Source organism: Nocardia sp. NPDC004278 (assembly GCF_053602975.1).
The window spans coordinates 30,694-50,331 of the sequence record NZ_JBSGEQ010000050.1; the positions used below are offsets into that span (position 1 = coordinate 30,694).

General features: G+C 65.8%; 17 protein-coding genes. 4 read left to right on the forward strand and 13 right to left on the reverse strand.

The window, feature by feature from the left end; genetic code table 11:
- Positions 1-115: 115 nt before the first annotated feature.
- Positions 116-646 (reverse strand): phenolic acid decarboxylase, encoded by a 531-nt coding sequence (locus ACWEO2_RS40260; protein ID WP_354955631.1) that lies wholly within the window; start codon positions 644-646, stop codon positions 116-118.
- Positions 647-748: 102 nt separating this feature from the next.
- The gene (locus ACWEO2_RS40265) at positions 749-1,630 is read right to left on the reverse strand and encodes a LysR family transcriptional regulator (protein WP_452410180.1); all 882 of its coding nucleotides are present in this window, start codon (positions 1,628-1,630) and stop codon (positions 749-751) included.
- Positions 1,631-1,767: 137 nt separating this feature from the next.
- Here ACWEO2_RS40265 and ACWEO2_RS40270 point away from each other — a divergent pair, with 137 nt between their 5' ends.
- From ACWEO2_RS40270 to ACWEO2_RS40280, 3 genes are all read left to right on the forward strand, one after another.
- Positions 1,768-3,126, forward strand: a complete 1,359-nt coding sequence (locus ACWEO2_RS40270; RefSeq protein WP_452410181.1) for an MFS transporter — start codon at positions 1,768-1,770, stop codon at positions 3,124-3,126.
- A gap of 284 nt (positions 3,127-3,410) precedes the next feature.
- Positions 3,411-3,680 (forward strand): hypothetical protein, encoded by a 270-nt coding sequence (locus ACWEO2_RS40275; RefSeq protein WP_452410182.1) that lies wholly within the window; start codon positions 3,411-3,413, stop codon positions 3,678-3,680.
- Positions 3,681-3,739: 59 nt separating this feature from the next.
- On the forward strand, positions 3,740-4,720 hold the full coding sequence (locus ACWEO2_RS40280; protein ID WP_452410196.1) for a DNA polymerase domain-containing protein: 981 nt from the start codon (positions 3,740-3,742) through the stop codon (positions 4,718-4,720).
- Between the two features lie 195 nt (positions 4,721-4,915).
- Here the strand turns inward: ACWEO2_RS40280 and ACWEO2_RS40285 are convergent, their stop codons facing one another.
- From ACWEO2_RS40285 to ACWEO2_RS40300, 4 genes are all read right to left on the reverse strand, one after another.
- A complete protein-coding gene (locus tag ACWEO2_RS40285; RefSeq protein ID WP_452410183.1) occupies positions 4,916-6,574 on the reverse strand; it encodes an ABC transporter permease in 1,659 nt (552 codons plus the stop codon).
- Entirely contained in the window at positions 6,571-7,509 is a 939-nt protein-coding gene (locus ACWEO2_RS40290) for an ABC transporter ATP-binding protein (protein WP_452410184.1), read from the reverse strand. The genes ACWEO2_RS40285 and ACWEO2_RS40290 overlap by 4 nt, the downstream gene beginning before the upstream one ends.
- A gap of 51 nt (positions 7,510-7,560) precedes the next feature.
- Positions 7,561-8,217, reverse strand: coding sequence for a TetR family transcriptional regulator (locus tag ACWEO2_RS40295; protein WP_452410185.1), 657 nt, complete (start codon positions 8,215-8,217; stop codon positions 7,561-7,563).
- Positions 8,218-8,785: 568 nt separating this feature from the next.
- Positions 8,786-9,208 carry a nuclear transport factor 2 family protein gene (locus tag ACWEO2_RS40300; RefSeq protein WP_452410186.1) on the reverse strand — a complete coding sequence of 141 codons (423 nt, stop codon included), beginning with the start codon at positions 9,206-9,208 and terminating at the stop codon, positions 8,786-8,788.
- Between the two features lie 99 nt (positions 9,209-9,307).
- On the opposite strand from ACWEO2_RS40300, the gene ACWEO2_RS40305 reads away from it, so the two are divergent.
- The gene (locus ACWEO2_RS40305; protein WP_452410187.1) at positions 9,308-10,018 is read left to right on the forward strand and encodes an ArsR/SmtB family transcription factor; all 711 of its coding nucleotides are present in this window, start codon (positions 9,308-9,310) and stop codon (positions 10,016-10,018) included.
- A gap of 330 nt (positions 10,019-10,348) precedes the next feature.
- On the opposite strand, the gene ACWEO2_RS40310 is transcribed toward ACWEO2_RS40305, so the two are convergent.
- The 7 genes from ACWEO2_RS40310 to ACWEO2_RS40340 form a co-directional block, all read right to left on the reverse strand.
- On the reverse strand, positions 10,349-11,380 hold the full coding sequence (locus ACWEO2_RS40310; protein ID WP_452410188.1) for a DUF4389 domain-containing protein: 1,032 nt from the start codon (positions 11,378-11,380) through the stop codon (positions 10,349-10,351).
- A gap of 141 nt (positions 11,381-11,521) precedes the next feature.
- On the reverse strand, positions 11,522-13,594 hold the full coding sequence (locus tag ACWEO2_RS40315; protein ID WP_452410189.1) for a LuxR C-terminal-related transcriptional regulator: 2,073 nt from the start codon (positions 13,592-13,594) through the stop codon (positions 11,522-11,524).
- Positions 13,595-13,816: 222 nt separating this feature from the next.
- Positions 13,817-14,725: a hypothetical protein gene (locus ACWEO2_RS40320; RefSeq protein ID WP_452410190.1), complete on the reverse strand. Its 909-nt coding sequence runs from the start codon at positions 14,723-14,725 to the stop codon at positions 13,817-13,819.
- Positions 14,726-14,728: 3 nt separating this feature from the next.
- Positions 14,729-15,778, reverse strand: a complete 1,050-nt coding sequence (locus tag ACWEO2_RS40325) for a 3-oxoacyl-ACP synthase III family protein (protein WP_452410191.1) — start codon at positions 15,776-15,778, stop codon at positions 14,729-14,731.
- 77 nt (positions 15,779-15,855) lie between these two features.
- Complete coding sequence (locus ACWEO2_RS40330; RefSeq protein WP_452410192.1) at positions 15,856-16,692, reverse strand: SDR family oxidoreductase; 837 nt, start codon at positions 16,690-16,692, stop codon at positions 15,856-15,858.
- A 1,758-nt stretch (positions 16,693-18,450) separates the two neighbouring features.
- Positions 18,451-18,774: a hypothetical protein gene (locus ACWEO2_RS40335; protein ID WP_452410193.1), complete on the reverse strand. Its 324-nt coding sequence runs from the start codon at positions 18,772-18,774 to the stop codon at positions 18,451-18,453.
- A 434-nt stretch (positions 18,775-19,208) separates the two neighbouring features.
- Positions 19,209-19,638: hypothetical protein (locus tag ACWEO2_RS40340; RefSeq protein ID WP_452410194.1), on the reverse strand; the 430-nt coding region annotated here is incomplete at its 5' end.

A 19,638-nucleotide genomic window follows, 5' to 3' on the forward strand; every position in this document is an offset into this window, starting at 1 on the left:
ATCTGAAGACGGAGTTCGCCTATCCGCCGCCGATGCGGGTCGTCAGCGAGTTGATGGGCGTCGACCGTGCCGATCCGACCTGGCCGCCCTCCCGGTCTGCCTCGACGCCTGACGGTCAGTTGGATTGCACCGCGTATCCCGGCGGCAGTTTGTGCGGTGGACAGTTGATCACCGTGTCGTCGTCGATGCCCCGGGATTCCAGGAAGGTGATGCGCCCGGTTGCGGAGACCAGCGTCAGTGGATAGGTCGGTCCCTTGTCGCGGTCGGCGATGATCGCGTCGAGATTGTGCTCGTAGCGGGTGAGCGTGCTCTCGGGGTAGTCGAGCATCCACTGCGGATACGAGATCGTGGTGTGCACGCGGCGATCCCCGAGCCAGATGATGATCACGGTGGTGCTGCCGGTCTCCTCCACCCAGGCGAGTTTGTACATATCGTCGCTGAGCTGGACCAGCTTGACGGTCTGATTCTTGGACCAGCGCCCGAACATCGGTCCCATCAGGCAGCGCGAATCGATGGTGTGCCAATCGCGCACGTAGATCTCGTATTTCCAGCCGTTGTCATAGGCGTAGATCAGGTGTTTTCCGACAATGCCGGACAGATCACCGGTCAGGGCTGAGGCCGTCCAGGCTGGCTGCCGCACGCTCATCACTGACTCCTCTCGGTCGACCTATGCCGTCGGGACCAGGGCTTTCTCGTCAGCCTAACCACTCGCACGGACATTGCGGCCGGTTTGCCGGGAACGCCGTCATCATGGCCGGGCGGCGGCGTAGAGGATCTCGCGCATTCCGGGCAGGGATTCCTGATCCGCCCGCCACACCAGCCGCAGACTGAGATCGGGTACCGGAAAGTCCAATCGGACCAGCGTGCCGTGTACGAGACCGTCGGCGACCGCGAATTCCGGTAGCAGGGATATGCCGAGTCCGTGCTCGGCCCAGGCCCGCATGACCGGAACCGCGCCGGCCCTGACCCGCTGCGGACCCGAGCCGAGAATCCGCTCCCCGGCCATCCAGAACGAGCATTCGGGCACATTGACCAGCAGCCGCTCATCGATCAGATCGGCCGGCGTCAGGGCCGACCTACCCGTCAGCGGATGGGTGGGCGCCGCGACCAGGGCCAGCGGCACCGGGTCCAAGTCCAGGAAGGCCAGCGGTTCCGCCGGTGCCGGGAATCCGAGATCCCCGACGGCACCACCGGAATCCAGAAGCAGTGCCGCATCGAGTTCGCCGCCGACCACATCGGCGAGCAGTCCGTCGCGGGCTCGATCCGAGCGCACCTCGACCTCCAGATCCGGCCGTCGCTCGGCCAGCCGCGCCAACACCTGCGGCACGTAGGTGCCCGCGAGGGTTTCCAATGCACCGAGCCGCAGTAGCGGCCGTTCTGCGCGCACATCGCGGGTGGCCTGTTGGGCCAGGTCGAGGAGTCGTCGTGCCCACCCGGTCAGGCGCTGGCCCGCGGGGGTCAGCCGCATGCCCTTGGGATCACGGACGAAAAGGGTGACCCCGAGTGCGGACTCCAGCGTGCGGATCTGTTGCGACACCGATGACGGCGCGAGGTCGAGTGCCACCGCCGCATCGGTGACGGTGCGATGGCGCACCACGGCCTCGAAGGTCCGCAGCTGACGTAACTCCATGGGCTGGCCAACAGCGCCGGGGCATTCGGATATTCCGAATGCCCCGTGCGCCGCAGCCGGTGGAGTGGGCGTGCCCGCCCGACCAGAGTCGATCGCGTCACCATTCGAGTCGATCTGATCGGGAGCTGTTGTATCAGATGAGCATTCTGCAATCGCGGGCACACACGTCCGCCGCGTCGAGCGGGCGGACCCGTGCCCTGCTCGGAATATCCCTCGGGTACTTCATGGTGTTGCTGGATATGACGGTGCTCTCGGTCGCCGAACCGGATCTGGCGGCGTCGCTGCACACCTCGGTCGCCGGACTGCAATGGGCGACCACCGGCTATACCGTGGCCTTCGCCGCGCTGCTGCTGTCCGCGGGCGCGGTCGCCGATCGCTATGGTGCGCATTGGGTATTCCGCTGTGGCACAGCTGCTTTCGGTTTGGTATCGCTGCTGAGTGCGTTCGTGCCGAACCTGTGGCTGCTGGTCGCGCTGCGGGTGCTGCTCGGAGTTGCCGCGGCGGCGTGTGTGCCTGCTTCGATGGCGATGATCAGCCAGCTGTACCCGGATCCGGCGCGACGCGCCAGCGCGATCTCGACCTGGGCGGCGATCAGCGGCGCGGCGGTCGCGGCGGGGCCGATCGCGGGCGGCGCACTGGTCGGGCTGGCCGGTTGGCGTTCGATCTTCATTGTCAATGTGCCGATCGCGATGGTCGTGCTGGCGCTGAGCGCGGGTTCGGCCGTGCACTGCGCCCGTGGCGAGCGCCGGATCGACTGGCTGGCGCAGCTGATCGCGGCCGTCGCCCTCGCGCTGTGCACCGACGCGCTGATCGCGGCGGGTGCGCAGTCGTTGCGGCATGCCGCGTGGTCGCTCGGTGGCACCGCGCTCGCGACGGTTGTCTTCATAAGACTCGAACGACGCAGTGCCGCACCGGTGTTGAATCGGGAACTGCTGCGCGCCGGCCGGGTGCGGGCCGGGCTGTTCGCGGGTGCGGCGGTCAACTTCGCGCTGACCGGCGCACTGTTCGTCCTGCCGCTGCTGCTGCAACAGCAGCGCCACCTGAGCCCATTGCAGACCGGGCTGGCATTCCTGCCGCTGACCGTTCCGTTCGCGGTCATCCCACCGCTGGCGGGCAGGATCGTCGCCCGGGTCGGCGCGCGCCGTCCGATCCTGGCCGGACTCGGCCTGCTCGCGGCGGGCGGTGCGGTGCTGGCCGCCGCGGTCTTCGCCAACCTCGCCTATCCGGTGCTGGCGTCGGGCCTGCTGTTGTCGGGATTCGGTGTGGCCTTTGCCCTTCCGGCATTGGTCACGGCCATTGTCAACGCGGCTCCACCGGGTACGGCCGGTGCGGTCGGTGGTCTGCTGAACGCCGTCCGCCAAGTCGGTGCGACGCTCGGCGTCGCCGTCATGGGCGGGCTCGTCACGCCGGGCATCGGCTGGGCGCTGCTGACCTCCGCGGCGGCCTGCGCGCTCGCCTTCGTCGTCTTCGGCTACTACCGCGCAGCCGAATCCTGACGCGGGTTCCGAGCGCGATTCGGCCCGACCTCGCCGTGCCCGGCGCTGGCCGTCGATGGTCGACCGTGCCCCGGGCCGCGGGGCACGGTCGACCGATCAGCGGGATTCTGTTGTGCCGGTGCGGATTTGCGTGCCGTGCGCAGGTGCGGCAGGGTCGTGCGGGCTGGGCGAGGACGCACTTAGGGCCGGTCTCGACGATCCTCGTGGGCGACTGGCCGGTCTGTGACCGTTGTGAACGTCGCGCACGCCGGTATCGCCGTGCGGCCACCGTGCTCCTGGGGGCGATGGTTGTGAACCTGGCGATGTTCGTGATCGCGATCGCGCTGGGCTGGGCTGGGCTGAAACCGCCACTGGCAGTCGTCCTCCCGCTGGTGTGGGCGTTCTTTCCCGGCTCGGTTCCGATCGGGCTGGCAGTAGCGGTGTGGCTGTGGGTGAGGGCAACAACACCGGTCACGTTCCGTTCGATCGACGACGAACGGTTCGTCCCCGTCCGAGCCCATCCGAACTTTCGCGCCGCGCTACAGGCTATGGACAGCTCGGACTCCGATGGTTGACCGTGCACCGGGCCGCGGGGCATGGTTGGCCGATGAGTGCCGCATCGCACAGCGATTCGATGAGGGGTGGTGGCCGGGTGGCGGGTGGACGTGCAGCAGAGGTCCGTGCGGGTGTCGAGCTGACCAATCTCGACGCACCGCTGTTCGACGGTGCGCAGGCGACGAAGCGCGATCTGATCGACTATCTCGAATTCGCCGGTGATCGGCTGGTTCGGCAGCTGCGGGACCGCCCGCTCTCGGTGGTGCGCATCCGGCCGGGGCAGGAACCGTTCATGCAGAAGAACCTGCCGAAATACACCCCGGACTGGGTGCGGCGGGTGACGGTGTGGGCCGAGACCTCCAAACGCGAAGTGACCTACGCACTCTGCGATGACGTGCGCACGCTGCTGTGGTTCGGCAATCAGCGCGCGGTCGAATATCACCCGACGCTATTGCTCGCCGATCACGCCCATGGGCCGACGCATCTGATCCTCGATCTCGATCCGCCAGAGGGTGGACCGTTCCAGCAGGTCGTGCAGGCCGCCGAACTGATCAGGCAGGCGCTGGCGAACGACGGACTCGCGGGCGCGGTGAAAACCAGTGGCGCCAAGGGTGTGCATGTCTTCGTACCGATCGAATCCGGCATCCCGATCGAGGATGTCGCCGCTGCCACCCGGGCGATCGCGGCCAGGGCCGAACGCATCGACCCGGCCCTGGCTACCACCGCATTCATCCGCGAGGACCGCGCGGGCAAGGTCTTCCTGGATTCGACGCGTGCGGGCGGGGCGACCGTTGTCGCCGCCTACAGCCCACGCGTGCGTCCCGGGGTACCGGTGTCATTCCCCGTCGAATGGGCCCAGCTCGCCGAGATCAGCCCGGGCGATTTCACCGTGCGTACCGCACCGAAACTCCTGGGCGAGCACGACCCGTGGACACGGGCGATGCCCGCGCCACAGGCCTTGCCCGCCGATCTCATCGCCGAGGGCCACACCATTCCGGTGGCCCGGGTCCAGGCCATGCACGAGGGCAAGCGCCGGGCCCGGGCGCGCAGGCAGACTTAGCTTTTCAGTGCAGCTGCTCGATCCGCCAAGTGCGCCTTGTGCTGATCGAGGGCGAAGCCGCATACCGTGCTGCGGCCTCCGCAAACTTCCATCGCATATGACCACATCGCTGACCATCCGATCGGGATGGCATTTGTCTCCGGTGGAGTGTGCCCCTGGAGACCAACCCGCCAAGGGCACACCCGGGGATACAACTCAGCGCAGGTCGCGGCGACGGAAGCCGACAAGCCCCACCGTGATAGCCGCTGCCGCGATCGCCACGAGGATCACCACCGGGGTGGCGGTGAATGATGCCGCGGGCAGCTTCGGCAGGTGGCTGTACGGGTCGAGGTCCAGCACCCATTGCGGGATACCGGAGATGGATCCGAGCAGGAACAGGGCGAGCCCGCCGGTGAAGACGCCCCACGCCACTGGTGTCCACCGGGGCAGCAGCCCGAACAGCAGCACGGTCGCTGCGGCGAACAGCCAGATAGCCGGAAGCTGCACCATCGCCGCCCCGAGCACTCGCGGGAGCTTGCCGCCGACATCGTGGGCCGCCAAGCCGTAGGCGAGGCCACCGACGCAACCCGAAACCAACAGCAGCACTACCGGTCCCCCGAGCGCGAATACCAGATGTGAAGCGGCCCAGCGGATCCGGCCGATCGCGCCGGTGAGCACGGCCTCGGCGCGATCGGCGGTTTCTTCCGAATACAAGCGCAGCGTAGCCGAAATCGAGTACGCGGCCGCCGCGAGGCCGAGCATGGTGTACGCCATGGTGACCATCGAATCCTCGAGCACCTGCGAGCCGCCCATCCGGGCGATGATGTCGCGCATGGTCTGATTGGAACCCAGCTCGTCTCCGATGCCATTGATCACGCTGCCGAACATCAGCGCGTACAAACTCAGCCCTACGCACCAAGCCGCCAGCGTGCCACGCTGCATCCGCCAGGCCAGCCCGAGCGGTCCAGCCAGCGCGGGACCCGCCGCGGGTGCACCGGACCGCTCGGCGATCAGCCCCGCCCCGAGATCGCGCCGCGACAACAGCAGATAGGCTGCGACGATCAGCACTGCCGTGGTCGCCGCGTGCAGCAGCAGAATCCACCAGTGATCGCCGGCGAACGGCCGCACCTGCAGCGACCAGCCCTGCGGTGACAGCCAGGTGAGCACATTTGTGGGGCCGTCACCGGCGCGGGCGTCACCGATCGCGCGCAGCGTATACGTTCCCGCGAGTACGGCGAAGGCGATTCCGCGCGCGGTCCTGGCACCGGCGCTGAGCTGCGCGGCCACCGCAGCGACGGCGGCGAACACGATGCCCGAGCCGGCCTCGGCGAGCCCGAACGCGAGGGCACCACTGCCGGGCACCCCGGCGCCCTTGATGCTGGCAGCACCGATCAGCCCGGCGGCAAGCGCACCTCCGCACGCGACCGTCAGCGCGGCAGTAAGGCTCGCGAACCGCCCGACCTGGGTCGAGGCGAGCAGTTCCCCTCGTCCGGTCTCCTCCTCGGCGCGAGTGTGGCGGATAACGGTGAGAATCGTGGCGATCGCGATGAGCGCGTGAAATGGCCCGGCCTTCCACACTCCCGCCGCACCGAGCGTGGTGTTGTAGATCGGCCCGTACATGGCCAACTGCGCCGGGCTGGACAGGATCGAGTTCGCGAAGTCGGCCAGATCGGCCGGGGTGTTGATCAGCTTCTCGATACTCTTGACGTAGACGCTGCCCAGTGGGGCCGACAGCAGCAGCACCCACAGCGGCAGCACGATGCGGTCGCGGCGCAGATACAGCCGCAGCAGTTGCAGGGTTCCGGTGAAATTTGAGGCGCCGCGAGCGGATTCGGCAAATCCGTAGTGCGGGCGCGCGGCAGTCGCGGTTGTCATTTCGATGCCTCCACGTAGTGGCGGCCCGAATCATTACTGCCAGCGCCGTGCCCGTCGAGCGAATAGTGGCGCAGGAAAAGCTCTTCCAGCGTCGGCGGCTGGCTGACCAGGCTGCGCACACCGGCATCACCGAGGACCCGGATCAACTCACCCAGATGTTCGCTGTCGACCTGGCAGTGCAGCGTGTGGTCGTCGACGCTGATGTCCTCGACTCCCGGGATCCGGCCGAGATCGCCCGGATCACCGATCATTTCGGCCGTGATCGAGGTGCGGCTCAGATGCCGCATCGCCGCGAGCGTGCCGCTCTCCACGGTCGCGCCGGCGCGAATGATGGTGACGCGGTCACACAGCGCCTCGACTTCGGACAGGATATGGCTGGACAGCAGCACCGTCACCCCGCGATCAGTGGCCTCCTGGACACATTCCCCGAAAACCTTTTCCATCAACGGATCCAGCCCCGAGGTGGGCTCGTCGAGCATCAGCAGATTCGCATTCGAGGAAAACGCCGACACCAGGGCGACCTTCTGCCGGTTGCCCTTGGAATAGGTGCGGGCCTTCTTTCGCGGATCCAGCTCGAACCGCTCGATCAACTCCGCGCGCCGATCGGAATCCAGGCCGCCGCGCATGCGGGCCAGCAGATCGATCGTCTCACCGCCGGACAGCGACGGCCACAGCGTGACATCACCCGGAACATAAGCGATCTCGCTGTGCAGACCAACCGCGTCGGCCCATGGATCACGGCCGAGCACATGCACCTCGCCCGAGGTGCGGGCCAGAATACCCAGCAGAATACGGATGGTGGTCGACTTGCCCGCCCCGTTGGGACCAAGGAAGCCGTGCACTTCCCCCTCGACGACCTCGAGGTCGAGACCGTCGAGAGCGTGTACCTGTCCGAAATGCTTGCGCAGGTCGCGGACGACAATTGCCGATGACATCGAATCTCCTTGAGAGATTGAGGATCAATATTTGCCTATGAGAATTTGGGATCACCGTTCGGCGAGCAGGGCATCGAGCACCGTCGAATCGGTGAACAGACCGTGCGTGCTCATCTCGATCGCTGGCAGCATCATCTGCTCGGCGTACTCGCGTAGCGCCTTTCGATAATCGAGCTCCCCGTCGTGCCTAGCCGCGTACAGCTGCAGGAAGAAGAAGAACCCACCGCCGTTCTGGGTCGCCAGATAGCGGGCCGTCGCCTTGAGATCCGTTGGTGAGCGCAAGGTCCCAGCCTCGATGCCGACCGCCAGATACGCCTCGACGTCGGTCGCCATCTGCTCGAACCACGTCACCAGCAGGGCACCGCCCGCCTGAAAGGTCCGCATCAGGTAGGCAATGAGCGGCGCGTACTCCTCGATCTCCGTGAGCGCTCGCAGCGTTGCATTCGGCGAAGGATCCTGCACGTACTCTGTCTTCGCTGTCCGGATGAGCGAACGAACATGCTCGTCGCACACCGCTCGAAGGCCATCCTTGGACCCGAAGTGATGATTCACCAACCCGGGTGACACACCCGCCGCCTTCGCGATCGCTCGAACACCGACCCCGAACCCCTCCTCGCCGAATACGACGATCGCGGCATCCCGGATACGGGCCCGAGTGCTCAGATCCGCGGGCGGATCCTTCCGGTACGGCTGCTCCGTTAAACGCATGTTCAATATGTTAAACACATGTTCAATCGACACGCAAGCATCAGCTCCATGATTTCCCACCGGCGTTGTCCAGCAGCGTGATTCGTTCTGCGATCCGGGCCTAGTGGCGTTGACGGTCGTGCGCCGCCGTCGGCCTCTCCGCCTTCGCCAACCTGCGATTAGCCCCGCGTTTCCTCCGCCGGTCGCGACGTCGACGACGCTGCCGCCCGCATGTTCGGCATCCGGGATGCCGCGCTGGCCATCGTGACGCTCAGCGACGACCCGGTCGTTCCATCGCCATCGGGTGCGTAGCGGAGCTGAACTCCACGTTGAACGTCGTCATCCGATCCATGGAACCCATTGCGGCACAGCGGGTCACGGCGCCACAGTTTCAGCCGCTTTCGGCGAAGGTGTCTGCGACCACCCGCTGTTGGGGAGGTGTGGTCGGGTCAGCGGGCATTCGTGGCGTCCAGGGGAGCGAGGTGGAGGACGAGTCCGGTGGTGCGTGCCTCGCCGGTGCGTTGGATGCTGGTCGTGGGCGCCACAGAATTTCGCCTTCGGCACCCACGACCTCGCCGCTCATGTCCGACTACTTCGAGTGTCGTCCCTGGGTGAGCATTCCGACGCTCATCCAGCCCCAGTAGACGCGGTGGTGGGCGATGAGTCCGTCCTGGATCTCCATCACCTCAACGATGTCCATTTGGTCACCGTCCGGGGACTCGCGGGGGTACTCCCAGGTGAGTCGGCCTCCGTCGGTCAGGAAGCCGACGCGGTACCGGCGTCGTTCAGCGGGTTGGTGAGCGAACACCTTGTCTACGAATTGCCGCAGGTTGTCTCGGCCGCGAACCACCCCCTCCTCGGTGCCCAGAAGATGGCGGACCAATGGACTTTCCAGCGTCGCGTCGGGCTGATAAAGCGCCATTGCGGCATCGAGGTCCTTGGCGCCCAGCGCCTCATCCCAGGCGGTGACTATGTGCTCGATCTGCTCGTCGGTCGTCGTCGACTCGGTCATGGCCATCCGGCCCCTTCTGTGGTGGTGATTGTGACGGTGCGACGGTAGGTCGGCAACATTTTGGTCGGGAACTAATCGTGGTTGTGGCACGGTGGCGGCGTGACGAGTGAACCGGACGAACAGCGGATGCTCGATCGCGATCTCGCGCCGGTGGCAGCGCTGATCGGCGATCAGACCCGAGTCGCCATTCTCGCCGCGCTGGCCGAGGGGCATGCACTGCCGGCGGGTGAGCTTGCTCGCCGTGCCGGAGTGCAGCCGGCGACTGCGACCGCTCATTTGCGACGGTTGGTCGAGGGGGGTCTGGTGGTGGTGCGCACGCAGGGCAGGCACCGTTACCATGAGCTGGCCGGACCGCAGGTCGCCGCCGTAATCGAAGCCCTGGCACAGTTGGCCCCGGCGACACCGGTACGTTCGCTGCGCACCGATCGTGCTGCCAAGACTCTCACCGAGGCCAGAACCTGCTACGACCATCTCGCCGGTCGGCGCGGAGTCGAGCTACGCGACCGTTTGGTGGCCGCTGACGCCCTGCGGTTGGTCGATGACCGAGACCACCAGCTCACGCCGGTCGGGCGGCGGCTGGTTGGCACGTTGGGAATTGATCTGCGGGCATTGAACAGCACTCGGCGGGTGTTCGCGCGGATCTGCGTGGACTGGACGCAGCGGCGACCCCATCTGGCCGGGGCACTGCCCGCGGCGCTCACCGACCGATTCCTCGAGCTCGGGTGGCTGACCCGGACAACGGGGCGGAGCCTGCGCGCTGCCCCCGACTACGATCTGAAGCTCGACACCTGGTTGACCAGATCGGGCTGACCGCCGACCAGCGCACCCGCGACGGGATCCCCCGACCGTCGTTGTCGATTGGACGTCGCATCGTGGGTGCTGACCGGGGCCTTTGCGTCGGGTACACGGCGCGGGTTGCCTGGTAGTAGCCGGATCGGGCGGCCCGAGTATTCGAGCCTTCGGATCACCGACGAGCCGGACCAGGTCCCCGGCGGCCGGCCGTGGTTACTACGTGATCACAGACTCGCTGCGAGTCCGGCCCGGCTGGCTGCGCCGAGCGCCACTCCATTCCGGTGGCCCGGGTCCAGGCCATGCACGAGGGCAAGCGCCGGGCCCGGGCGCGCAGGCAGGCTCAGCTTTTCAGTGCAGCTGCTCGATATCGGTGCGGAAGTGCGCGGCCCCGTCGGTGATCGCGTCGACGGTGACCCGGGCCCGGTACTGGTCGCCGTCATCGGTGATCGCGCAGACCTCGGTCGCGCCGATCTCGGCGTCCACGGCATTGGGACAGCTCACGTGCTTGGGCGCATGCCCGGTGTAGTCGATGAAGTCGATGGCGACCTGGGCGGCGAGCTGTGAGCTGGAGATCGAATCGGTGTCATTGTCCTCGTTGCCCCAGTTCGTCCTGGTCTGGAAGCCGCTGCCGAAGATGCCGAGGATGAGCATGACGATCAGCAAGGTGCGGCCACCGCCGGATACCAGCAGCGGGCGGGTCCGGGATGGCGGTGCCGGTTGGGTCATCGGCGGTGTCGGTTCGGTCAGTGGCGCACCGGGGGGTATGGCAGCCGGAGCCGCGGCCTTATCGCCGAATATGCCCTTCAGATAGGCGGGCGTCAGCAGATACACATAGGTCGACACCCGCATTTCGATGCGCAGCACCGCCGAGGTGGCCTCGAAGACCGCAGCGGGCATCCGCCCGGTGATCAGGACGATCAGCCACAGAATGAACGAGACGATGACCCAGCCGGTGCTGAACCAGTTCGACAGCACCAGAATCGGCACGGCGAGGATGATCCGGAAGAACACCGCCGCTCGGTTCAACGGCGTCGGTGCCGGGAAGAGCAGGCGGACCGGATAATCCGGTGCGGTCCATGCGAAGGGCGGATAGTCGTCGACCAGCAGCATCAGGTAGCCGTACACCCGCACGGTGTAGCCGAAATACCCGCGCAGGAACTCTCCGCACCAGTCCGGCAACCGGCCGAGCGCCAACGCACCGAACCATCCGCAGACCACCACCACGAATGCGGCGATGCTCAGCACCCACAACGCGATCAGCTGCGGTATGGCCAACAGCAGCCGCAGCAGTACCGTCCAGCGGTGGTGTTGTTCCGGCGGGAAGACATCCAGTTCGACCAATGCTTCGCCACTGGTCGGCGATCCTTGGTTGGTTACCATGGCGACCCACTCACTCCCTTCGTCCAGCGTATGTCCAGAACTCGGATGAGCGAAATGAATGTAGCTCGCAGATTGCCAATCAATCGGTGAACCGCGCCTAGATCCTCATATGCGCTGGCCTAGATGCTGTGAATAGGAATGCTAGCCAGTGTCTGAAACTACGTTGTCGGTCGATCCGGCGCGGCCGGTCGGGAGGACGAAGGACAGCTCGCCGCGTCGGGCGACACCGAGTTTTCGGTAGACACGGGTGAGGTGTTGTTCGACGGTGCTGGTCGTGATGGCGAGTTTGGCGGCGATCTGGCGATTGGCCTTGCCGCGGGCGGCCAGCTCCGCGACGCGGCGCTCGGCAGGGCTCAGGGTCGCGAGCCCACCCGGGATCGGGGCGAGTGCGGGCATGGGTTGGGTCGGTTGCGTGGCCGTTTGCGGTTTGCCGTCGAGCAGATCGCGCAGCAGCACCTCGGCGCCGCAGGCTTCGGCAATGCGCGCGGCATCGCGCAGCAGCGCGCGGGATCGGTCGTGATCGCCGACGGCGCGATGCGCCCGGCCGAGTTCGCCGAGGACCGTGGCCAATTCGAGGTCGTCCCCGCCGGTACGGGCGATGGCGGCGGACTCGCGAAGTAATCGGAAGCCCTGATGGCGATCGGCGGTGGCGGCGAGCAGCCGCAGCGAGACACCACCGGAGCGGTGCCGATCGGCGGCGCCGAGCAGCTCCAGATGTCTGGTCGCGAACTCGCGCGCCTGACGATGCTCGCCGAGTGCGAGATGGGCGGCGGCAATGTCATTGCGCCACGGCACCAGCCATGGGAAGTCCATATTCCATCGGTCCATGAGATAGCCGCAGCGGCGGAAACTGCGCAGCGCCTCGTCGGGCCGTCCGACGGCGAGGTGATGATGGCCTTGTGCGTGCAGATACGGCAGGCCGAAGCGTGCGTCGAAAATGGTTCGTGGCAAGGGTCTTTTAAGCTGTGCCGCGGCCTCGGTATGGCGGCCGGATGCGGTCAGCGCATGCACCATCGCGGCGATCGGCGTGCCGATCCAGAGGCCGAGGTGTTCGGCCGGTACGTAATTGAGGGCGAGCGCAGCATCGGCGGTCGCGTCGCGAATATTGCCCTTGCGCAACATGGTTTCCGCGCGCAGGCCAGCGAAGATCGATTGCCAGGTCGGTGCGCGGCGGGCTTCGGCCTCGGCCAGCAGTGATCCGCACCAGGCCGCCGCGGTGTCGAGCCGATTGCTGTAGATGAGGCAGTGCACCGCAGCGACCAGGGTCTCGATGGTGGTCGAGGTGAGGCGGTGGCTGGTGAGCAAACGCTGTGCGAGCGTGGCGATTTCGGCGACTGGATGGGTGAACAGGCCGGACAGCAGATCGGCGCCGTGCCGATGCGGCGAGTGCTGATCGGTGCGCATCCGCGGCGGCCGCGCGGGAGCCGCGAACAATCGCGGATGGCGTGGCACATGTGGGGGATAGGAGTACCGCAGCCAGGCGCGCAGGAAGTCGATCTCGGGGGCCGCCTCGTCGGGATTGTCGCTGTGCAGCTGGCCGAGTGCGTGATCGGCCTGCTGCGCCTGCCCGTGCCAGAGCAAATACATGATGGCGGCGGGCAATTCGCGGTGTGGCACCCGGCCCGCGCGCAGCGCCGCCTTCAACCGGGTGAACTGGCGCGAGCGGGTCGATGGGTTGATCCGCCATTCGAGACAGACGAGCCGAATCGCGATCGAGGCACGCTCGCCCGCGTCGCGGGAGGCGCGATAGGCCAATTCCAGCCGATCGACGGCCAGATCGATCTGATCATTGATCATCGCGTCCTCGGCGGCGCCCAGCAGTACCTCGACCGCCCACGGGTATCCGGCGGCACCGGCCTCGACCAGGTGGTCGGCAATGGTGCACGCCGGAAAACCACGGTGGTGCAGAAGTTGCGCGGCCCGGCTGTGCAACTTCTGCCGGACCTCCCCGGGGGTGCTGCGCAGGATCCGCTCGCCGAACCCTGGATGCTCGAAGCGCGCCCCCGTGGTGTCGGTGAGCTGCTGGAGCACCGCCGCAACCGCGTCCGCATCGGCATCGAGCAGTTCGGCGACCAAGCCGACCGTGCTCGCGGTCCCGAGCACGGCCATGGCCTGACCGACCCGGGATTTGGCGAAATCGGCCCAGTGCTCACGATGGGAAAGAGGCTCGCGCTGCACCAGGGGTGCGCGGTGCGGTAGGACAGGCTGACGCATACTCGGAGCCCTTCGTCGAGGTGGTGTGCCCGACTGTGGGAGAGCGCCATCGAAAACGAGCAGCTCGGGTGCGCTGAGGATGCGGCATCGTCGCAGCGGGAAGGGCGCGGCGACGCGCCCGAAGATCCAGCCGGTGAAGCCAGGGTAATTCGCCGGTCCGATCCTGTCACTACAACGGGTTATTGCTTCGTAATATGAGTTGTTTCAATGCTTTTCGTGTCATCAACTCCCGACGAGTGTCAGAGCGTGCTGGTGGTAGGCGAGGCAGGCGGCCGAGGTGTCGTCGGCGGCCACGAACAGCACCGTGCGTGCCCCGGCGAGTACGCCCCTATTGCGCGCGCACAGATACGCGTGCACCGGAGCCGCGGAATACGGATTGTCCACGGAAGGATCGACTCCGACGATCGACTTCGGTGTGAAGCCGAGTGCGTCGGCCAGCCGAGTACGGAAGGCGAGGGTCCAGGTGGGTGCGAGCAGAATGGTGCGCCCCGCGGCGATATCGGCGGCATCGAGCCCTTCGGCCGTGAGGCAATCGCGCACGACGATGGCGGCCAACTCGACCGGGTCATCATTACCGCGCTGGGTGCTCATGGCCCGTCGACCGCTCGCACCCGCCTCGCTCATCGCCACCCAAGCGGTCGGTGCGGCCGGGCCTGCGGTGTCGGTGCCGTGCAGCGCGCCGAATCCGCCTGCGGGGCCGGAGCTTCCGAGCAGAATCGCGGCACCGCTGGTGCTGTAGGGGAATCCGTCGACATGACGTTCGGTCGACGGGTGGGTATCCCCGGCCACGAGCAGCGCGTACTCGACTTCGCCGGTGGTCAGGAAGCAGTCAGCGGTGGCGATCGCGTGCAGCAGTCCGCTCGCGCCGTTCATCAGATCGAAGGAGAAGGCGGGCACTCGACCGGGGGCGTATTCGAGGCCGATGCCGACGCGCTTCTGGATGAGCGCCGATACCGCGGGTTCGGAGATGTTCTGATCACGGAAGACCCCGGCGTTGATCAGCAGTCCGACCTGGTCGGCACCGATGCCCGCCTGTTCCAGGCAGGCGGTGGCCGCGCGGGCCGCGAGTTCGAAGTAGCTGCCGGTGTCGAGATCGGCATTGATGGCGGCCGCGAGAATGGTGGTCGGCATGGTTCAGGCCTCCAGACGGGAGATGGTCGCGGCGAGATGTCCGGAGACGATGCCGGAGGCCTCCGGAATCATCAGCACCTTGGACCCCTTGGGAATCTTCTGTTGCGCGAGATATTCATGTAGGACGACGAAATGCGAGGTCGACGCGGTATTGCCGAATTCGTGCAGCACATTGAGCGATTGCGGCATGGGGGTGCCGAAGTGCCGTTCGGTCAGGTGCGCGATGTATTCGATGGCGGGTGCGCTGAATTGGTGGTGGATCCAGTAGTCGTATTTCTCGCCCGCCCAGTTGCGTCCGGTCTCCTCCAGGAAAGTGGCGATGCGGCTGATGCCCTGGAGGTAGCGGCCCTCGTTCTGCATGGCGCGGTTATCGGTGTAGAGCGCGATTCCCGAGGATCGGTCGCTCGGCATGCCGATGCAGTGTTCGGCGCCGTCGGCGGAGGTCATCAGCTCGACGTAGTGGATCTCGTCGTCATCGTCGCCGCGATCGTCGAGTACCACCGCGACCGCGGCATCGCCGACGGTCAGCGCCGCGAATTGCGGATCGTAGGGCTTGCTTATCTCGCGGGCCGCGGTCTCGGCGATCGGGGTGATCTGTTCGCCGCTGACCACCAGCCCGTTGCGCACCACACCGGCCTTGATCATCCGATCCAGCACCAGCACGCCGGTCATCATGCCCGCGCAGGCATTCGAGACATCGAAATGGCGAGCATTGGCCGTGCCGATCTCCTTGCCGAGCATGACCGCGAATGACGGTGCGTAGCAGAAGATTTCCTTGCCACGGGTACGGGTAATGGAGGCCGAGATGACGACGTCGATATCCGCGGCCGTGTAATCGGAATGCGCCAGGCAGTCTTCGATGGCGCGCAGGGCCAGATCGAAGGAGGATTCGTAGCCCTCGTCGCTGGAATCGTAGACCCGCCGATTCTTGATGCCGGTAATCCGTTCCAGGTCAAGGGATCTGGGGACGGTCAGTCCGGAGATGATCTCCTCGGTGGAGCGGACGGTGGATGGTGTGTACGAGCCGATGGACTCGAAACGCGTGCGCAGCATTACCCCTGCTTTCTGTGTCGCGGGTATTTCCTTGTGTTGCCAGGAGTTCGACGGCGCTGTCGTAGATTGCGTGGTTGCTACCCGGGCAGCCCGACCAAAGACGCGCTCACCGCGCACAATCGCTGCCCGATCCGGTCGTCGCGGGCCAGGCGCGACGGTTCGCGCTCGCGGGTCTTGCGGAAATAGGCTCCGGTGACCTCGGCGACACTCGGATCCGTCGCCAGGTAGGTGAGCGCAGCGGCACCCTCTGCCGCGGAGATGAAGAACATGCGTTTGGCGAGTGAGACCACCGGTTGTCCGAACCACGGTAGTGAATTCCAGATGCCGGTCGACACCGCACCGGGGTGAAAGGCATTAACCGTCACCCCGGTGCCGTCGAAACGGCGTGCCAGCGCACGGGTATAGAGAACATTGGCCAGTTTGGATCGGCTGTAGGCCTTTTCGCCCGAATAGCCCGTGCGGAATCCGAGATCGTCGAAGTCGAGCGTTGCGCCGTAATGCATTACCGACGAGGTGAACAGAATGCGCGCCGGAGCGCTGCGGATCAGCAGATCGGTGAGCAGTTCGGTGAGCAGAAAGCCGCCGAGATGGTTGGTTGCGAGGGTCGCCTCGATACCGTCCGCGGTTTCGTTGCGCGTCTGGTGATAGCCGCCCGCATTATTGGCCAGCACATCGATCCGGTCGTAGGCGGCCTCGATGGCCTTGGCGAGCTGGCGCACCGACGACTGCGATGCGATATCGCATTCCAAGGTGTCGACCGCCCCTGCCCCCGCGGCCCGCACCAATTCCGCACTGTCAGCGAGCTTCTGCGGATTCCGGCCGACCAACACCAGCCGATCGCCCCCTGCCGCAAGCTGTTGCGCGGCCTCGAGACCGATGCCCGAGGTGGCTCCGGTAATCAGGATCGTCTTCATGCCCGATCACCCTGCCACCGATCGCACGGCCGAATTTCGGCCGTCGGCCGCCGCTGCCGGGTTGCCCGATGTATGCGAAAGTCTTGGCCGCCGTTGGCCATCGGTCGATCACGCAGATCAGGATATGCGTGCCGAGTCCCGCCGGACGATGCTGCACGCGAGTTGTAGCCGTTGCACATGACTGCCGATAGGGGGCGATAGGGGTCGGTAGTTCCAGTCGGATCGATCGGCTGAATCCGCTACCTGAATTGACGCCGAGGTCCAGCAGGACTGCAGGACAGGCACTGGCACCAGTCGGTTCGGCGGGCCGATCACCGCGCTCGCGCCGCGGTCTGACCATCGTCGAGCCGCCGCGCCGCGCCGGGCGATCACGGGCTACTGAGCGAATCAGGCGGACGTATCAGCGGATGCGCGGCTCATTCCGGCGAGAGGAATCCGCGAAATGACCTGCCATGAGTACGAGTGCTGACGCCGTTCGAGCAAATGGTCTCACTCTTCTTTCATCGGCAACACCGCTGACCACGCTCACGGCCTGCCGGAACCCTACTCAGAGGGCGTCAGGCGCAAGGCACTCCTTGAAGCGCTCGAGCCGCGAATCCGCAACGCCGCCTTGGAGTCCTATGTGCTGGCATCGAGCGGGGGCAGTTCGACACCGACGCGACGGACAGGGCTACCACCGCGCCGGGTACGACACATGGGCGGCCTGGCAATTGTTGTGCGCGCTGATCTAGGACGGCGGCTTGGACTGGCCCGCGGTGGCCGAGGCGGCGGGCCTGCCGGAGTTTCTGCCGACACCGGAACCGAAAGGCGGTTGCGGTGAGCGCTATCGAGCGGCCGGTCACCGTGGCGGTGGTCGGCACACATTCCACCGGTAAGAGCACATTCCTCGCGCGGCTGGCCCACGAACTGCGCAGGTCCGGTCTCGAGGAAAAACTAGGCGACGCGATATCCGACCAGGCGTTGAGGACCAGTCGGTGGTGCGCTAGTTGCTGAAGGCGGCGCGTAATGTGGGTTTTCCGTCGTAAATGGTTGGGGTGAGGAAGGTTTCGCCGCTTTCCGTGATGGCGCGGGTGAGTGCTTGCACGCGTTCGGTGGTGGGGCGTGAGGGTGAAGCAGACGACGTTGAGGCGGATTGGTGCGAGGGGAGACTGCTGGTGGTGAGGCGTTCGCCGCGGTGATGGGCCGCGGGAAACGTATGTCGGCCCGAGCGCGCCGACACCGGCCTGCGCCGCTGAAATCCCCATGCGCTCGCCCAACCACCTACGGGTCGTTGCCAATCCGACGAAATTCGACATGGTGGCACCGGAGACGAAGGCCCCTTGTGCTGGGTCAGCCCGAACAGCTGACCCAGCCAACGCGCGGTCTCCCGCTTGAGCGCCGACGCTCCCGAATCGACGACGGTGCAGAGATGCCTCGTTCTCACACCGTTGGTACTACCAGGAGTGTCCGTTGGCGCAGGCGTGCTGGCCTTGTGGGTGCGCCACCATGGCTAGGCACGGTAATCCGCACTCCGGGCAGTTCGTTCCGCACACACCCATGGTCGTATTGCCTCGTATTGGGGTGCGGAGTGCCGCAGGTCTGCGGCGTTGCATTTCCAGCATGGCCATGACGTCCTCCACTCTTCGGTCGATTCATCAACTCGTGCTTTACCGCCGGATTCCTTGGAGCGAACGCTCCTGACGGTGAATGACGCGATGATCGTCAGCTGTCCCGTCGGCGGATCTCTCCGTCAACCATCACGCTCGACGGTGCAGGGCACTACTCGATACGAGCACTCCAGGCATAGGTCGGGGTCGGCTGGTTGTTTTGGTCAGTGCAGTGGTAATTGCCGCTGACCGTCTTGAGATCGGGCGACAGAGTCCCCAGATACTCGCAAGTCCCCCATGTTCCAGGGTTCTCCCGATGGATACGAACTGTGCGGCCGTCCACTCTAATACTCAGTCGGCCTCCAATGTGCTGTCCCGACGGATGGGTGAATTCGGCGTTGAACTCGTTTGTACCGGCTATGCGGGTCCATTTGCCCTGCCAGCCGTCCACTTCGGTCTCATACCATACCGAGCCAAGCGCATCATCATAATCCATCGCAGTTCTCCCTAGTGAGTAGCAGCAGACAGAACACACGGCCAACAGATATAGGTCTTCTGGAGCAACCTTACGGCTCCACCGGAGCACACGCCATGGAATCGACTCGCAACGATCCTATTGTCGTCGAAAACGGTGCCGGAGTGGATAAAATGTGGCCGACCGTTCATATTCGGCCGCATGAACTGTTTAGCGGCGGGTTTGTCGGGTTTGCAATTCATTTGGATCGGGCGGCCTGACGGCACCCATTGGCGCAACGTCACTTCTCTGGGGATCCTCCGGCCAGCGGAATGCATTTCGGGGAGAGTATTCGCAGCTCAGTGGCCTTCACGGCGAATCTGGCAGATCACTACAGGTGTTGTTCAGCAAAGAGCCCAGCCACGGCAGCCTGACGGCCGCCGGGCTCGCTCGATAGGCGGCAAGAGAGGGTGTTGCTAGCCGTGGCAACAGACCCGAACAAGCACTGTGTCGTCGGGCAGTGTCTCCAGGTAGTTTTCGATGCCGCCCGGTAGTATCGGGCAGTCGCGTTGGTCCTCACGGGACGTGGTCTCGCCCCAATCCTTATGTCGGCAAAGGCCGCTCGACTCGACCCACCAACCGTCCAGGGTGAGTACATCAGGCCATGACAGGTTGTGCACCGCGACATTCAGCAAGGACTTCGGGCCGCCCGCGCACTCGCCTCGCTTGGGGGGCAGCACGATGCCGAATTGGTTGGGGCCGTCGTGAATCAGCCGAGGATCGTCCTCATGACCCGGTCGGACGTAGAACCCGGCTCCTTCTCCGCCATCCCGAATCCGCCACGTGTCCCACATATCTCGCTCCGGGAACCCTTGCCGCATCTCGAATGGAGCGAGAGCTCGCGTG

What these genes read in the sequence shown, in the direction of transcription:
- ACWEO2_RS40265 (WP_452410180.1), bottom strand. Translation starts at nt 1,630, where the DNA reads ATGGAGTTACGTCAGCTGCGGACCTTCGAGGCCGTGGTGCGCCATCGC.
- ACWEO2_RS40335 (WP_452410193.1), bottom strand. Translation starts at nt 18,774, where the DNA reads ATGGATTATGATGATGCGCTTGGCTCGGTATGGTATGAGACCGAAGTG.
- ACWEO2_RS40310 (WP_452410188.1), bottom strand. Translation starts at nt 11,380, where the DNA reads ATGGTAACCAACCAAGGATCGCCGACCAGTGGCGAAGCATTGGTCGAA.
- ACWEO2_RS40295 (WP_452410185.1), bottom strand. Translation starts at nt 8,217, where the DNA reads ATGCGTTTAACGGAGCAGCCGTACCGGAAGGATCCGCCCGCGGATCTG.
- ACWEO2_RS40290 (WP_452410184.1), bottom strand. Translation starts at nt 7,509, where the DNA reads ATGTCATCGGCAATTGTCGTCCGCGACCTGCGCAAGCATTTCGGACAG.
- ACWEO2_RS40320 (WP_452410190.1), bottom strand. Translation starts at nt 14,725, where the DNA reads ATGCCGACCACCATTCTCGCGGCCGCCATCAATGCCGATCTCGACACC.
- ACWEO2_RS40325 (WP_452410191.1), bottom strand. Translation starts at nt 15,778, where the DNA reads ATGCTGCGCACGCGTTTCGAGTCCATCGGCTCGTACACACCATCCACC.
- ACWEO2_RS40315 (WP_452410189.1), bottom strand. Translation starts at nt 13,594, where the DNA reads ATGCGTCAGCCTGTCCTACCGCACCGCGCACCCCTGGTGCAGCGCGAG.
- ACWEO2_RS40260 (WP_354955631.1), bottom strand. Translation starts at nt 646, where the DNA reads ATGAGCGTGCGGCAGCCAGCCTGGACGGCCTCAGCCCTGACCGGTGAT.
- ACWEO2_RS40275 (WP_452410182.1), top strand. Translation starts at nt 3,411, where the DNA reads ATGGTTGTGAACCTGGCGATGTTCGTGATCGCGATCGCGCTGGGCTGG.
- ACWEO2_RS40285 (WP_452410183.1), bottom strand. Translation starts at nt 6,574, where the DNA reads ATGACAACCGCGACTGCCGCGCGCCCGCACTACGGATTTGCCGAATCC.
- ACWEO2_RS40280 (WP_452410196.1), top strand. Translation starts at nt 3,740, where the DNA reads ATGAGGGGTGGTGGCCGGGTGGCGGGTGGACGTGCAGCAGAGGTCCGT.
- ACWEO2_RS40330 (WP_452410192.1), bottom strand. Translation starts at nt 16,692, where the DNA reads ATGAAGACGATCCTGATTACCGGAGCCACCTCGGGCATCGGTCTCGAG.
- ACWEO2_RS40300 (WP_452410186.1), bottom strand. Translation starts at nt 9,208, where the DNA reads ATGACCGAGTCGACGACGACCGACGAGCAGATCGAGCACATAGTCACC.
- ACWEO2_RS40270 (WP_452410181.1), top strand. Translation starts at nt 1,768, where the DNA reads ATGAGCATTCTGCAATCGCGGGCACACACGTCCGCCGCGTCGAGCGGG.